Raw genomic sequence first — 13,662 nt, 5'->3', positions numbered from 1 at the left:
TCGAAAAATGGAGGAGGTTCTCGTGTCCAATCTTGCAATGACGATTTTTGCGGCTGCCACTCTTTTGTCAGGCGCTGCTGCCGCCCAGCCGGCCTCGCCCACCATTGTCCTCGTCCATGGCGCCTTCGCCGACTCTTCCAGCTGGAACGGCGTCATTACCCGTCTTCAAAAGAACGGTTACAAAGCCATCGCCGTTGCCAATCCGCTGCGCGGCGTCGCGAATGATGCGCGCCTCGTCTCCGATGTCCTGAGCAGCATCAACGGACCGGTTGTCCTTGTTGGCCATTCCTATGGTGGTCAGGTGATCTCGAATGCAGCGAACGGGCACGATAACGTCAAGTCACTCGTCTACGTGGCGGCCTTCGCTCCCGATGCCGGTGAAGCTGCAGCCGATCTCGCGGGCAAGTTTCCGGGCGGTACGCTCGGCGAAGCTCTCGCTCCTCCGGTCAAGCTTGCTGGAGGCGACGTCGATCTCTATATCGACCAGGAGAAGTTTCACGACCAGTTTGCCCACGACGTTCCCACCGACGCGACCGCGCTGATGGCGGTTGGCCAACGGCCGATCACCGAAGCTGCGCTGACGGAAAAATCGGGAGAGCCGGCCTGGAAATCCTTGCCGTCCTATTTCGTTTATGGCGATGGCGACAAGAATATTCCGGCGGAGGCACTGGGGTTCATGGCCGAGCGCGCCGGGTCCCGGCGCACGGTCGTCGTCGAAGGCGCATCGCATGTCGTCATGGTCTCGAAACCGGAGATCGTGGCAGACCTCATCGAGGATGCGGCGAAATAGAACACCTTGCTGCGTGGAGAAGAAGCCTCGGCGTTTGCGCCCTTCGGCTTCCTTGACCGCAACGGGTGTAGAAAGACGGAGAACCTCATCATGGCCACTGGAGCGCAATCGAAAAATTTCCGGCGACGATCATTTGTCGCCGACACGCTAGCGCTCCTCGTGTTCTTCACGACAACGGGTATCATCAACGAGCGCATCATCGCGGGAATGACTTGGGAACAAGTCTTCAATGCCCGTCTTTTGGGCGCGCTCCTGATGGTTCCGGTGGCGCGTCCTTATGGCATCTGGCGTGACTGGTTGATGCGACGCGCTAGCGAAACACCTCACTCCAGATTGTTCTGGGACAGTATCGCACTCATGACATTCCAGGTCCCGATCTATGCGATGATTATCGCAATCAGCGGTGCGAAAGGCGGTGTTTTGTTGAGCGGTGTTTTCGGCGCAGCTGTCATGATGCTGGTGCTTGGCCCCCCATATGGCCTATTCCTCAATTGGGTCAGACGCCTCTTCGGTCTCCCGAAAGGGGGACTGAAGCCCATGTCGTTGAATGGCTGAGAGGAGCCCAAAGTCGCCTTTGGACTCATGGCGACTCCCAACACAATAGCGTTCCGGTTCATGCAACACTGTTGAGCGATTTGCAGGACTGCCGGGGTGGTCCGTTCGCGCGTAGACTTATCTGGGATTGCTGCAGATCTATTGGAGGTCACCGACTAATGTGCCGCTTTCTAGCCTGGATTGGCGCCCCTCGATTTCTTGATGATTTCGTACTCAAAGCTGACCAGTCCCTGGTCACGCAGAGCAGATCTGCACTGGTCGGCAAAACCTCCCTGAATGCCGACGGCTTCGGACTTGCATGGTACGCCGATCAGGAGACCCCGTGTGTCTACAAGGATGTGCATCCAGCCTGGTCCGATGAAAATTTGAAACAAATCGCATCCCATACCAGGGCCAGATTGTTTCTTGCTCATGTGCGCGCATCAACGTCCACCGCGACATCGCGAAACAACTGCCATCCTTTCAGCAGGGGACGATGGAGCTTTATGCACAACGGGCAAGTGGGTGGCCACCTGAAGCTGCGACAGAAGCTCGACGGAATGATACCCTTGGACTGCTACGATCAGCGGTATGGAGCGACCGACAGTGAGGCAATCTTTCTTATTGCTGCTGGTCTAGGTCTTGATCATGCTCCCATTTCCGCAATGGAACGGGCCGTTGGACAAGTCGAGATGTTATCGCGAGAGCGCGATTACACGCCATACATGCGGTTCGCGGCATGTTGGAGTGATGGAGAAAAGCTCTACGCCGCCCGATATGCGTCCGACCGTTTCGTACCAAGCCTCTTCTATCAGGTACATCCAGACGGAATCGTCCTCGGTTCGGAACCACTCGATGATGATGTGACGGGCTGGATCGAGATTGCTCCCGGCACAGCAATCGCAACGGACGGACGAACGCTGGATCAAACCGATTTTCGACCATGCCACCAGGACGAGGCCTCTGCCATGGCCGCTTCGGAATATTCTGCTGGTGGTTAGAACGCTGAGCGCAAGCTGGCCCAGGCTGACAGTGGAAACATCAACTAGCCGGACGCCATAACCAGCGCATTGTGAGATGGCCTCAAGCCCTTGCGCCGTTTGCTGCGGCCAGCTCCTCAACGAGTACCCGCACAAGGCGCGCGGCTGGAAGTTCCCGGCTGAGCGATGCCTTCTGCCCCGCCCAATGCGCTGCAAATTCGTAATCGCTTGCCCCCTTCGCGGCCTCATGGAGCTGCTTTGCCAAATCGTAAGCGACCGGATAGTCGGCGGGCCGCGGTGCCGTTGCCGTCTCGCCATGCTCAATGAGCCTATTCATAATCCCTCGCGCCGGACGGCCTGACACAACTGATGTCAATCTCGTTTTGTGTGATCTGACGCTTTTGAGACTAGCTCGATAACCTGCATCTGCCGACGTTTCCGGACACAGAATAAAAGCAGTGCCTAGTTGGGCAGCAGCAGCACCAGTATCGAGTGCCTCCTTGATGGCAGAGCCGTCCATAATGCCGCCAGCGGCGATCACCGGCAACGAGGTTCCCCGGACGAGCTGTCGCAACAGAGGTAACGTGCCAAGCTTCTCATCAAGCGCCCGCGTATCAAACACCCCGCGGTGCCCTCCTGCCTCGATACCTTGCGCGATGATGCCATCGACACCAGCAGCTTCTATCGTCAGCGCATCGTTCAGGTTGGTGGCAGTTGCCAAGGTCTTGATACCAGCGTTCCTGAAGGCAGCAATCATTTCAGCCGCAGGGATTCCGAAATGGAAGCTTACAAAAGCCGGGCGCAACTCGAGAAGCATGCGCAATGCTTCGTCATCCAGTAAGAAGGTCTGGTAGATTTCATTCAGTTGCTCAGGCGCCTTCGCGCCTAATTCCTCAAAGAATACGGCAAAATGACTGATCCACGCAGCTTCGGCATTTCTGTCCCTTTGCGATGGTGCGTGGCAAAAGACATTTACGTTGAACGGAAGAGTGGTCAAAGACCGGGTTTCAAGAATCATTGACCTGGCCTTGGCAACCGAACTTGCTCCAACCCCAAGTGAGCCAAGAGCACCGGCGTTGGAAACCGCCGCTGCCAACGCCGGTGTAGACACACCCGCCATAGGCGCCTGTATGATCGGGTACCGAGTTCCGAGCAGGTCAATCATCGCGAGATCCTACAGCTTTTATCATCATCGTCATATTCGGTCGGGGCTCAGCCAGCGCGGTCAAATTTGAGAAGTGCCCGTGGGAGCCACTCCAAAGTGACAGGATCCTAACGCAACTGCCAGATCCTTCGTGTTCCTTTATCTGCAACGGACTTTTGCAGCTTATGTGCCTACCGGCATGATCTTGCCGCTGCTACCGATAGCTAGAATATGGACGATTAAAGAGACGCGACCTAGCAACCCGGTTCCGCCTTGCTGAGAGGCAGTTTCTTTTGGTCATGTTTCGAGTTGCAACGTCACGAAGGGCCAAGTTCTACGATCGAAATTCCTTCGCGCATTTATAGAGCAACACCTGTTCCAGACATTATGTTGAAAATCACCTTTTGCGGCAGGCGATCGACCACCGGTTCAAACCATTCAAGCAATACGTGAATCAGGAATTTCTTCATGACGAAATCAAATTCGGCAGACACACCGAGCTGGATCCCTCAATCGAAATCCGCTTCAGATCACCCACACATGACAGATGAATTCGCCCGTGTTTATGAGATGACGGCGAACCGAAACACCGGTCAGATCGCTGCTGTAGCTCTCGACCGCGTGGGCGATGTGCGATGGGGCACTCGTGTCCTCGATATCGCGGCCGGTGCGGGAGCATTGAGTGTTCCAGCAGCACTTCGTGGCGCATCAGTGCTCGCTGTCGATCATGCCCCGGGCATGGTAAACCTGTTAACGAAACAACTCGCCCCATTTCCCTCAAGTGAGGCCAGGCTGATGGATGGCCAGAATCTCGCTCTGGAAGATGAAAGTTTTGATGTGACATTCTCGCTTTTGGGAGCCAGCATTTTTCCTGACTGGCGACGCGGTTTGGCGGAACAGTCGCGTGTGACGCGACCTGGCGGAAAGGTCTGCGTCGCGACATGGCGCACACCGCCAGGTGGAGGGCCTTTCATGATCATGATGCAGGCGTTGCGCTCAGTTTTTCCTGAATCAAGACCGCCCGCAGCCCCTGAAGGATTTCTTGCGCTTTCTGATCCCGATCGGCTGGCCAATGAGATGAGACAAGCCAACATGTCCTCGGTTGATGTCGAAGAATTCGAAACCGTCTGGGAAGGCCCTTCCGGACATGCTTATCTTGAGGCTCTCAAAGACTTCCACGGCTATATAGGCGTCTACGCGCAGCTGGACGACGATCAGCGACGGTCTGTCGATACGGCGATACTCGACATCGTCAATGGATTAGCAAGCGACACCAAGGTCATCCTGCGCGCAACAGCAGTCTTGGCCGTCGGAACCAAAATTTGAAGCGCGGTATCTTCGTCTGACTGCCGCCGCCAGACTTTACTCGAACCCAGCCCGCCGCAAGGCTGGGTTTGAGATCAGTCAAGCTCATTCTTCAGTTCCCAACTCTTCCATTTTGGCGGCCTCAGCAACGCCAATTGCGTGACCAGGTCCGCTCGGACTGTTCAAGGAACCGGGCGATTTATTCGCACCCGTAAACATCGCCAAGGGCCGGGTCACCCTGCATATGTCCTCAGATCGAGGCATGAGCCAGCCTTGACCAGCGCGGACACTGCATCGAAACGGCCATGCCACCCTCTGCAACCCTGTCATGTCGAAAATACTCAACGTCAAGGTGACGTAACGAGACCAAACATGAACCATGACCAGAGCCGGTTTCGCCGCTCTTGCCAACGACGCAGATGCCAACCTGCGGCAACCACGTAATTTCTACGTAACTATGAAATCCCATAAGCTTCCGGCGGGATCGCGCTTTGCTCTCGCAATCGAATGACTATCTAAAAGAAGGTACATGAAATGAGCAATGCCTCACCAGATCACGTTTTCATGCGACGCCTGTGTGCCGGAACGATGTTCGCAGGCCTCCTCATCCTGACCGGTTGCCAGACACCTGAACAGCAACGCTACGCCGACCACGATACCTGCTCTGGAATGGGCGCGCGATACGGATCATCATCTCATACCGGATGCATGCTCCAGCAGCAGCAGCGTCGTGACGACGCACAATTGCGGACCCTTGAATCGGCAAGGCTAAGCCAGATCATGGCGGTAGACGCGCGACGTCAGCACGAGCGCATGAGAAGAGAGAGACAGCGGAACTAGGGTCAAGTTCGGCGGGAGGCTCGAGCTGACCAAGTTCGACTTGATTGACCAGCCGCCGGTTGATGACGCCAGTCTTGGGACGTACGTGCGCCAGCCTCCTGCCGATGATGCCGAACCTCAACTCAGCAAGAGATCAAAGCCAAAAATCGGAAACTCACACCTCGTGCTCAATCCAGCGCGCCATGCGTTAAGCCTCATCCGGCGCCGTCGAGCAGAGTTTATCGCCGTCAATGCAGCATTTTTTGGCCTGTTTGCAGCAACGATGACGGTGACGCTGCGGAACCCGGAAATCCAGCCAGGCATATTGGATATGATATCGGGTGCAGCCGCACGTGTCGTCTCGCTTTACGCCCTCGTCGTCCCGCTTCTTCTCTTAGGTGCGATCTATGAAGCCTTCGAAATCATCTACCTCGTAAGATACTTCGTTTAGCGACATGAAAATCCTGCTGGTCGAAGACGATCCCGAAATGACTGACGCGCTTCGGACAGCGCTTTCAAGGCATGAGTTCGTCCTTGCGGCGGTGGCAGACCTCACCACGGCGCGAGAGGCGATCGCCGTCGAACGATACGATGTTGTACTCATTGATCGCCAGCTTCCCGACGGTGACGGCAGCACTTTGCTCGCCGAGATCCGGCAAACAGACAACCCACCGCGCTCGATAATCATCTCCGCCTTGGGATCGACGAAAGACAGAATTGCCGGGCTCAATGGGGGTGCCGATGACTATCTACCCAAACCGTTCGAGGTCGATGAGTTGATCGCCCGTCTCAATGCAGTGGCACGTCGTGCGCCTGATGCCAAGACAGACATGATCACGGCCGGCAATGTCCGTTATGATCGAGTGGCACGAGACCTGTATGTCGACGGCATCCGGCAGGAACTTGCTCGACGAGAACTTCTGATCATCGAGTCGCTTCTCAAGAATCTCGGACGAACGGTGCTGCGGTCTTCGTTGGAGGAAAGCGTGTACTCCTTCGACGACGAAATCCAGTCAAATTCGCTTGAAGCCAACATGTCGCGCCTCCGGCGCAAACTGGCGGATGCTGGTGCGGATATCGTCATCCGTAACATTCGCGGCGTCGGATATTTCCTCCATGAGCAGAAATGACATGTCTCACCATTCCCTGCGCTGGCGTTTCACGCTCGGCTTCATCACGCTTCAGCTTGTCACCATCATCGCCTCCTTCGGGCTCGTTTTATACATCGCGACCCTGAGCGCTCCTCGCGGGGCGGTTCCCTCTGCCTGGTACCCACAGGAAATCTCGAATTCGGTGACGGTTGGCCACAATGGCAAAGCAACGATCGATCCGACACCGGCACTCAAGACAGTGTTGCATGAATGGCCCACGTCCTGGTTCCTGATCCGCTTCGCTGACGGCTCCACGCTGCGGCACGGCGAGATGCCGAAAGATATCGCGGAGAACGCGGCGTTCCTCACCAATTTCCGCAGTGTTGAGTTGCGTGGCTACATTGATGCCCCAGACCGGCAAGCCACGGTTGACACGATGTCAACCGCCGCCGGAGAGGCAACGGTGTTAGCCGGTGGCGTATCTATGTCCCTGTACCAGCTTGTTTTTGTCGTGGGACAGATAACGATCGGCGTCCCCGCCCTGATACTTCTGGTGGTCACCCTTTTCGGTGTCCCATGGGTTACGAAATGGTCGCTTCGCTCCCTGAGGAAGCTTACAGACCGATTAAACAAGGTCGACTTCCAAGCACGTGGGGGTGTGGTAGACGAAAATGGACTGCCCAAAGAACTGTTGCGGGTCGTCAGGGAAATCAATCTCGCTCTCAATCGACTGGACGCCGGGTTCGAAAAAACGGAGCGCTTTTTCGTCAACGCAGCCCACGAACTGCGCACGCCAATCGCCATCGTTCAGGTTCGTGCGGACACGTTACCGCAAAGCGACGAGAAACTTCACATTCAGAAGAGCATCAGGCGGCTGACGGCCATCACGAACCAGCTTCTGGAGATCGAGCGATATCGGCAGAATCCGCCGATTTCGCAGACCATCGAGCTGGACCATCTCCTGTCAAAGGTAGTGGCCGACCTCGCACCATTCGCGATTTCCGAAGGTTATGAGATCTCTTTCGACACCGATGTTTTCAAGGTGCCCATGGAAGGCGATGACGAGGCGCTGCAGCGCGCCTTTTCCAATCTCGTGCGGAATGCCATTCGATATGGAGGCGGGCGTGGCGACATCGCAGTCAAGGTGGAGGCCGATGGTTCCGTCCTCATCTCCGATCAAGGTATCGGCATAGCGCAGGAGCTACATTCACGCATTTTCGAGCCATTTTTTCGCGTGAATCCGCACGGATCCGGGGCTGGTCTCGGTTTGAGCATGGTCAACGAGATCATTGGAAAGCATGGCGGCTTTATCGAGCTCAGGTCATCACCGGGTCAGGGAAGTGTTTTCATCATTCGGTGGCGCAATGCGTTGCGCGTTGAGATGCATCGTCGAGAACATCAGATCCGGCCTTTCGTGGCAGACGGCTGATGCCCCAGGTTGCGCGAGGTCGCCGAGCCTAAAGCCCCCAGAAATGATGACCGCGCCCTCCGCAATCTGAAACCCGGATAATGTCATCATGCTTCACCTTTGACTTTGAGACACCAGATGCTCCGGCGGGCGACTATTCTGCCCGCCGGACCACTGATCGAGCCCAGACGTCTGATCAGGCGAAGCCTTCAAGCACAACCTTGCCGATCGTTGATCCGCTTTCGAGCTGCGCGTGAGCCCTCTTCAGGTTTGCCGCATTGATCTCACCAAAGTTGTTCGTGGCGGTTGTGCCAATCCTTCCATCGTCAACGGCGGCCGATATCTCGTTCAGGATGCGTGCCTGCTCGTCCATGTCCGGAGTGCCATAGATGGCGCGCGTGAACATGAGCTCATGGTGGATCGATACGGCTTTGCGCTTGAATGCCATGATGTCAAACCCCGATGGATCATCGATGAGGCAGAAACGGCCCTGCGGCGCAATCAGTTCGACAATGTCATCGACATGCTGCGCGGTCTGGGTCGTGGAGAAAACGAACGCCGGAGCACCGATGTCCAGTGCCGCTATCTGGCTGGCAAGCGGCTTCGAGTGATCAACGACATGATGCGCACCGAGCGACCTGACGAATTCTTGCGTTTCCGGACGCGAAGCCGTGGCAATGACGGCAAGGTCGGTGAACTGCCGGGCGATCTGGATGGCGATCGATCCCACTCCGCCGGCACCGCCGATGATGAGGACCGAGGGCGCTGCGCCTGGAACCGGCTTCATCACATCCAGACGATCGAAGAAGGCCTCCCAAGCCGTCAACGATGTCAGCGGCAGCGCCGCTGCTTCGGCCCAGTTTAGCTTGGACGGCTTCTTGCCGACGATACGCTCATCGACCAGATGGAATTCGGCGTTTGCCCCCGGACGGGTGATAGACCCCGCATACCAGACCTCGTCTCCCACTTTGAAACCGGTGACTTCGTCGCCGACCGCAGCGACGATGCCTGTCGCGTCCCAACCGATGACTTTCCATTTGTCACCGTCGGCCGGCGAGGCGCTGCGGCGAACCTTGTAGTCGACGGGATTGACCGAGATCGCTTTCACCTGGACGAGTATATCCCGGCCTTCGGCCTGCGGCTTTGGCAGTTCGATATCGACGAGCGAATCCCGGTCGGAAATCGGCGAAGGTATCTTGTATCCGATGGCTTTCATGCGTGTCTCCATTTCTGCGTCTTGGACGCCACTCGTTTGTCTTTCTGCGTTCGCGCGAGCACCGGGAGGAGCTGACTGCCCCTTCCTTGCGCTTCTCCGGAACATGTTTTGTTGCCGGCATGGCAGAGGCTGCTCGTGTTAACCAGCAGCATCCCCATTTTCATGTTCGTTTGCGGCAAAGGCGCCGCCCTCGAGATGATAGACTGTTGGTTCCTTCGAGAAGTATTCCTCGATACCCCGCATGAAATCCTCATGGTCTTTGCTCGCTTCAAAGCCTGGAGTGTGATCCTCAAGCGAGCGCCATCGCACGATCAGGTTGAAAACTTCAGGCGTTTCGATCCCCTGAGCCAGAACATGACCGAGGTACCCCTGCGCACGCTTGAGCAGAGGAACAACGTCCTCGAATGCCTGCCGGAACTCTCTGATTTTGTCCCTGTGGACAGGCAGTTTGGCGATCTCATAAATCATGGTTGCACCTTTGTGGCGGCCGACGGGTCAACGGCAATCGCGATCTTGCCACGCAGGCCGTTGTTGGGTTTCTCGAGCAGCGCATGGGCAAGCGGAAGGTCGGCGAGCGAATAGACGGCGCCCACATGCGGCCGTAACTGACCGCGTTCCACCAGCGTGCTCAGCTCATCGAGCTTGCCTTGGTTCTGCCTCGTGAAGACGAAATGGTAGCTCGCGTTCTTGCCCCATGCCTCAATGAGGTTCTGCGGCTGTGCAATGTCCACGATCGAGACGACGCGTCCAAGTTGCGCGAGCACCTTCGGGCTTTGGGACAGAGTGTCGCCGCCGAGGGTGTCGAACACGACGTCTACTCCGAGGCCTCCGGTTTCCCGCATGATGGCGTCGACATAATCTTCTTTCCTGTAGTCAATGACGACATCCGCCCCGACACTTCGCGCAAACTCGAAGTTTTCTTCGCGCACGGTCGTGAAGACCTTCGCACCGATTGCTTTCGCGATCTGGATAGCCACATGCCCTACCCCTCCCGCGCCACCATGGATCAGGATGCTTTCTCCCACCCTGAGGGCAGCACGCGAGACAAGGGCTTCCCACGCTGTTCCGCCGACCAGGCTCAGGCTGGCTGCTTCCAGATGGCTGAGTGCGCTGGGCTTTCTTCCAATGATATTCTGGTCTGCGACATGGTATTCGGCATAACTGCCCGGCCCGTCGAATATTTGCGGCGTGTACCAGACTTCGTCTCCGGGAGAGAATCTGGTTACCCCGGGACCGATGGCTTCGACTACGCCGGAAACGTCATGACCGGTAATCGCCGGCAACGGCACCAGGTCGCGATAGTCACCTCGCCGAACCTGGTAGTCCAGGGGGTTGATCGATGTGGCATGGACCCGCACCAGAACCTGTCCCACCTGAGGAACCGGCTTCGGCACGTCGGAAAGCTCAAAGGCGTCCGGACCACCAAAGGAGTTGAGTGTCATCGCTTTCATTGCAAATCCTCACTTTGTTAAACGGCATATCGTGGCTGTTGAAGCTCATTGACGAAATTCACCGGTGTTTTTCCTGTGATTTCCGAAGGGCTGGAAGTCGGCTCGTCGCCTTGGCGCCCTCTTAGCGATTGCTCAATCTCTGGCGGCGAACGAGCTCCAGCGAGCGGTCCTCCCTGATTTTGTAGGTTTCCTCGTAATGTGCTCCGTCGGCATAAAACCGGTGAGCAAACGTACTTCCTACGGGAGACTTCAACAGCTTCGTTGTTGGCTGTCCCTGAAACGTTATGCTGCCCGGAATTGGTTCGAGTGCTCGTGCCTTCGTGGCGAGTGCCGTCTGGACGGCCAGACCGGCAAGTAAAATGGCGGCGGCAATCGCCGTTCGAGTTGTTACGGTCATAACGCTTTCCTTTTGACGTGATACCGCGCGATCTGCGCCCGGTTTGTGTGTTGAATTACGGAGCAGAGGCAGCTTCCTGCCTGATGCGATGTCGGGATGCTGTGTGCATGAGGATGCCAGGACTGCACATGTCATCATTGGCAGCGGCTTTGCGCCTCATGTCGGACCGATCCTGAAATGCGGAATGACTTCAGTTCCGATCTCATCGAGAACATCGGCGACAGGTCTCTTGCTGAACTTGAGGTTCAGTGCGACGTGGTTGATCCCATGGGAGCGCAGGGCGTCCAAGAGGTCGGCCAGCCGCCGTAGCCCTACCCGGTATCCGAGATGGATGGAGCGGGGCGGCGCATCCGGATCTGCGGCCAGATCGACATAAAGCGATTGCGCAATCGGTTTGAATTCTGCTCCGGCGTGATCAAGTGCTTCGCGCCAGCGTTTGGCGACCTGCGCTTGCTGCCCGATGTCCCGCGGATAAGTGAGCCAGCCATCACTACGTTGCGCGATCCACTCCAACGATTGCTGGCTCTGGCCGGTGACGAGAATGGGCAGCCGGGGCGAGAACGGTTTGGGCATGAGGTCGCCGCCGCCCGTAAGCCTGCCATAATGCGCCGACGCGTGGACGGGAAAACGCTTCGTCAGCAACGCCTCGACATAGTCGAACGCGTCACGGAAGAGTTCACCGCGCAGGTCGGCATCCCGGCGGTATGCTGGATACTCGACCGGGCGGTCGCCTGAAGCCACGCCAAACACGAAACGTCCGCCGGATAAGCGATCAAGCGATGCCGCTGCCTTGGCGACATCGATCGGGTGATGAAGCGGCAGGATGACTGCGCCCGTAGCAAGCGCGATGGTCGACGTTCTCGCCGCGATCGTCGCAAGCCAGACAAAAGGATCGTAAATCTGGCCCAGATCGCCGAAGGTCGGGTCGTTCAGCGGCACATCCCGCGCCCACAGCGCGGCAAAGCCGAGACGCTCGGCTTGCTGGGCGAGTTCGATCTGGTCGTGCATCGCCGGCTCGGGTCCTTCGAAAGACTCGATTGGGAAATAGACGCCGATCGTCAACTGCTCCGGCGCGAACATGGAAGCATAGCCACGGCCGAAAGGGCTTGGACCGACCCTTGCGGCCGGTGATGGGATGATGGTCATGGCGATATCCCTTCAGAATTGGCTTTGACGGGCTCACCAACCATGGCGCCGTCTTGATGGCTCCTATTTGAGTTATCGCGATTGCCTTCAGTAGCGGCCCCGAATTAGGATCAGTTTCAAATAATCTTTGAAAGTCGCCTCATGGACGTCGACGATTTGAGACTCTTTGTGCGTATCTCCCAGTTGCACAGCATCAGTGCCGCAGCCCGAGACCTGGGTCTCACACCGGCGGGAGCGAGTGCCAAACTGGCCACTCTCGAGCGGCAGCTCAGCGCCAGACTTCTTCATCGCACGACGCGGCAAGCGACGCTGACGGAGGACGGTCTCGCTTTCCTGCCGCATGCGGAACATTTGGTGTTCGCAGCGGAAGCCGCACGAGCAGCACTTGGGCGAGAGCAGGCCGCGCCGCGCGGCACATTGCGAGTAGCGGCTCCCGCCTCGTTCGCACGAATGCACATCGTACCGGGCCTGCCTGATTTCTGTGGGCGATATCCTGATCTGGCGCTTGATTTGCGCATCTCGGACAGCATCGTTGATCTGGTCGAGGGCGCCTTCGATGTGGCTGTTCGTTATACCGAGCTCAGCGACTCGTCCTTCGTCGCGCGGCGGCTTGCACCGGACAATCGGGTGCTGGTCGCGTCACCCGATTATCTCGAGCAACGCGGGCGGCCGAGCACGCCTGACGACCTAGCGGAACATACCTGCCTCGTCGTCGGCACATTGGATCTGTGGACGTTTCGAGGAAAAAACGGGGAAGTAATCGAGCGTCGTGTTACTTCAAGCCTGCGCATCAATGACGGCACCGCGGTGCGCGACGCGGCTTCTGCCGGGCTTGGCATCGCCCTAATGGCCACTTGGTGCGCATCGGATGAACTGCGATCTGGCGCCCTCGTGCCAGTCCTTTCCGAATATCCGCTTATCTCAACGCAGACGCTTTGGGCGCTATATCCAAGTTCTCGCGAACTGGCACCGAAAGTGAGAGTATTCATCGACTGGCTTGTCAATCGATTTGGGCCTCAACCCTACTGGGACCAAGGGCTTGAGAATATCCTGACAGAAAGGAGAGGATCAAGAAATCGCTAGGCGAGTTCACCGCAAGGGCAAAAGGCAAAATTGCCGGTCGTTGTAGACTGTCGGATGGCTAAACTTTTGAATTCTCGCCAGCGACCGCGATTGGGCCTCTCCCTGCAGAGCAGGCTCTGTCAAACACAAATCACTAACACATGCGAGGCTTTTGCAATCTTGAGCCTCCGTTTCTGCCAACGTATCGGCCAAGCGCGCAAAAAAGAAAATCGGTCATCACCTCGGTCATCACCGAGGACATCGACGGACTAAAGGGACGAAATATCTATCCGCATCGCCGCTCTGGATTTCTTACGTA

General features: G+C 57.1%; 14 protein-coding genes. 8 read left to right on the top strand and 6 right to left on the bottom strand.

Features of this window, described 5'->3' with window-relative positions:
• Nucleotides 1-7 precede the first annotated feature (7 nt).
• From J2T09_RS17440 to J2T09_RS17430, 3 genes are all read left to right on the top strand, one after another.
• The gene (locus J2T09_RS17440) at nt 8-790 is read left to right on the top strand and encodes an alpha/beta fold hydrolase (protein ID WP_306836957.1); all 783 of its coding nucleotides are present in this window, start codon (nt 8-10) and stop codon (nt 788-790) included.
• 90 nt (nt 791-880) lie between these two features.
• Nucleotides 881-1,345 carry an L-alanine exporter AlaE gene (alaE, locus tag J2T09_RS17435; protein WP_306836955.1) on the top strand — a complete coding sequence of 155 codons (465 nt, stop codon included), beginning with the start codon at nt 881-883 and terminating at the stop codon, nt 1,343-1,345.
• A gap of 158 nt (nt 1,346-1,503) precedes the next feature.
• Nucleotides 1,504-2,325, top strand: a complete 822-nt coding sequence (locus J2T09_RS17430; protein WP_306836953.1) for a class II glutamine amidotransferase — start codon at nt 1,504-1,506, stop codon at nt 2,323-2,325.
• 82 nt (nt 2,326-2,407) lie between these two features.
• Here the strand turns inward: J2T09_RS17430 and J2T09_RS17425 are convergent, their stop codons facing one another.
• Nucleotides 2,408-3,469, bottom strand: coding sequence for an NAD(P)H-dependent flavin oxidoreductase (locus J2T09_RS17425; RefSeq protein WP_306836951.1), 1,062 nt, complete (start codon nt 3,467-3,469; stop codon nt 2,408-2,410).
• Between the two features lie 447 nt (nt 3,470-3,916).
• Between J2T09_RS17425 and J2T09_RS17420 the strand changes: the two genes are divergently transcribed.
• From J2T09_RS17420 to J2T09_RS17405, 4 genes are all read left to right on the top strand, one after another.
• On the top strand, nt 3,917-4,774 hold the full coding sequence (locus J2T09_RS17420; RefSeq protein ID WP_306836949.1) for a class I SAM-dependent methyltransferase: 858 nt from the start codon (nt 3,917-3,919) through the stop codon (nt 4,772-4,774).
• Nucleotides 4,775-5,633: 859 nt separating this feature from the next.
• A complete protein-coding gene (locus J2T09_RS17415) occupies nt 5,634-6,023 on the top strand; it encodes a hypothetical protein (protein WP_306836947.1) in 390 nt (129 codons plus the stop codon).
• Nucleotides 6,024-6,027: 4 nt separating this feature from the next.
• Complete coding sequence (locus J2T09_RS17410; protein WP_306836945.1) at nt 6,028-6,702, top strand: response regulator transcription factor; 675 nt, start codon at nt 6,028-6,030, stop codon at nt 6,700-6,702.
• A 1-nt stretch (nt 6,703) separates the two neighbouring features.
• Entirely contained in the window at nt 6,704-8,092 is a 1,389-nt protein-coding gene (locus tag J2T09_RS17405) for a sensor histidine kinase (RefSeq protein WP_306836943.1), read from the top strand.
• Nucleotides 8,093-8,267: 175 nt separating this feature from the next.
• Here J2T09_RS17405 and J2T09_RS17400 read toward each other — a convergent pair whose 3' ends face one another.
• The 5 genes from J2T09_RS17400 to J2T09_RS17380 form a co-directional block, all read right to left on the bottom strand.
• Nucleotides 8,268-9,287: a zinc-binding alcohol dehydrogenase family protein gene (locus J2T09_RS17400; RefSeq protein WP_306836941.1), complete on the bottom strand. Its 1,020-nt coding sequence runs from the start codon at nt 9,285-9,287 to the stop codon at nt 8,268-8,270.
• Nucleotides 9,288-9,425: 138 nt separating this feature from the next.
• A complete protein-coding gene (locus J2T09_RS17395) occupies nt 9,426-9,755 on the bottom strand; it encodes an antibiotic biosynthesis monooxygenase family protein (RefSeq protein ID WP_306836938.1) in 330 nt (109 codons plus the stop codon).
• Nucleotides 9,752-10,738: a zinc-dependent alcohol dehydrogenase family protein gene (locus tag J2T09_RS17390; RefSeq protein WP_306836936.1), complete on the bottom strand. Its 987-nt coding sequence runs from the start codon at nt 10,736-10,738 to the stop codon at nt 9,752-9,754. Before J2T09_RS17390 ends, J2T09_RS17395 begins: the two co-directional genes overlap by 4 nt.
• A 121-nt stretch (nt 10,739-10,859) precedes the next feature.
• Nucleotides 10,860-11,135, bottom strand: a complete 276-nt coding sequence (locus J2T09_RS17385) for a hypothetical protein (protein WP_306836934.1) — start codon at nt 11,133-11,135, stop codon at nt 10,860-10,862.
• 156 nt (nt 11,136-11,291) lie between these two features.
• Nucleotides 11,292-12,281 carry an LLM class oxidoreductase gene (locus tag J2T09_RS17380; RefSeq protein WP_306836932.1) on the bottom strand — a complete coding sequence of 330 codons (990 nt, stop codon included), beginning with the start codon at nt 12,279-12,281 and terminating at the stop codon, nt 11,292-11,294.
• Nucleotides 12,282-12,422: 141 nt separating this feature from the next.
• Here J2T09_RS17380 and J2T09_RS17375 point away from each other — a divergent pair, with 141 nt between their 5' ends.
• On the top strand, nt 12,423-13,364 hold the full coding sequence (locus J2T09_RS17375; RefSeq protein WP_306836931.1) for a LysR family transcriptional regulator: 942 nt from the start codon (nt 12,423-12,425) through the stop codon (nt 13,362-13,364).
• The last annotated feature ends 298 nt before the right edge of the window (nt 13,365-13,662 follow it).

This window comes from Neorhizobium huautlense, assembly GCF_030811685.1.
GTDB classification, from domain to species: domain Bacteria; phylum Pseudomonadota; class Alphaproteobacteria; order Rhizobiales; family Rhizobiaceae; genus Neorhizobium; species Neorhizobium huautlense_A.
The sequence above is the reverse complement of the archived record's forward strand: the minus strand, read 5'-3'. Positions and strand labels throughout refer to the sequence as shown.

Excerpts from the sequence above, each read along its gene's own strand:
- alaE (WP_306836955.1), top strand. The coding sequence starts at position 881 with ATGGCCACTGGAGCGCAATCGAAAAATTTCCGGCGACGATCATTTGTC.
- J2T09_RS17405 (WP_306836943.1), top strand. The coding sequence starts at position 6,704 with ATGTCTCACCATTCCCTGCGCTGGCGTTTCACGCTCGGCTTCATCACG.
- J2T09_RS17380 (WP_306836932.1), bottom strand. The coding sequence starts at position 12,281 with ATGACCATCATCCCATCACCGGCCGCAAGGGTCGGTCCAAGCCCTTTC.
- J2T09_RS17390 (WP_306836936.1), bottom strand. The coding sequence starts at position 10,738 with ATGAAAGCGATGACACTCAACTCCTTTGGTGGTCCGGACGCCTTTGAG.
- J2T09_RS17410 (WP_306836945.1), top strand. The coding sequence starts at position 6,028 with ATGAAAATCCTGCTGGTCGAAGACGATCCCGAAATGACTGACGCGCTT.
- J2T09_RS17420 (WP_306836949.1), top strand. The coding sequence starts at position 3,917 with ATGACGAAATCAAATTCGGCAGACACACCGAGCTGGATCCCTCAATCG.
- J2T09_RS17400 (WP_306836941.1), bottom strand. The coding sequence starts at position 9,287 with ATGAAAGCCATCGGATACAAGATACCTTCGCCGATTTCCGACCGGGAT.
- J2T09_RS17430 (WP_306836953.1), top strand. The coding sequence starts at position 1,504 with ATGTGCCGCTTTCTAGCCTGGATTGGCGCCCCTCGATTTCTTGATGAT.
- J2T09_RS17385 (WP_306836934.1), bottom strand. The coding sequence starts at position 11,135 with ATGACCGTAACAACTCGAACGGCGATTGCCGCCGCCATTTTACTTGCC.
- J2T09_RS17440 (WP_306836957.1), top strand. The coding sequence starts at position 8 with ATGGAGGAGGTTCTCGTGTCCAATCTTGCAATGACGATTTTTGCGGCT.
- J2T09_RS17395 (WP_306836938.1), bottom strand. The coding sequence starts at position 9,755 with ATGATTTATGAGATCGCCAAACTGCCTGTCCACAGGGACAAAATCAGA.
- J2T09_RS17425 (WP_306836951.1), bottom strand. The coding sequence starts at position 3,469 with ATGATTGACCTGCTCGGAACTCGGTACCCGATCATACAGGCGCCTATG.
- J2T09_RS17375 (WP_306836931.1), top strand. The coding sequence starts at position 12,423 with ATGGACGTCGACGATTTGAGACTCTTTGTGCGTATCTCCCAGTTGCAC.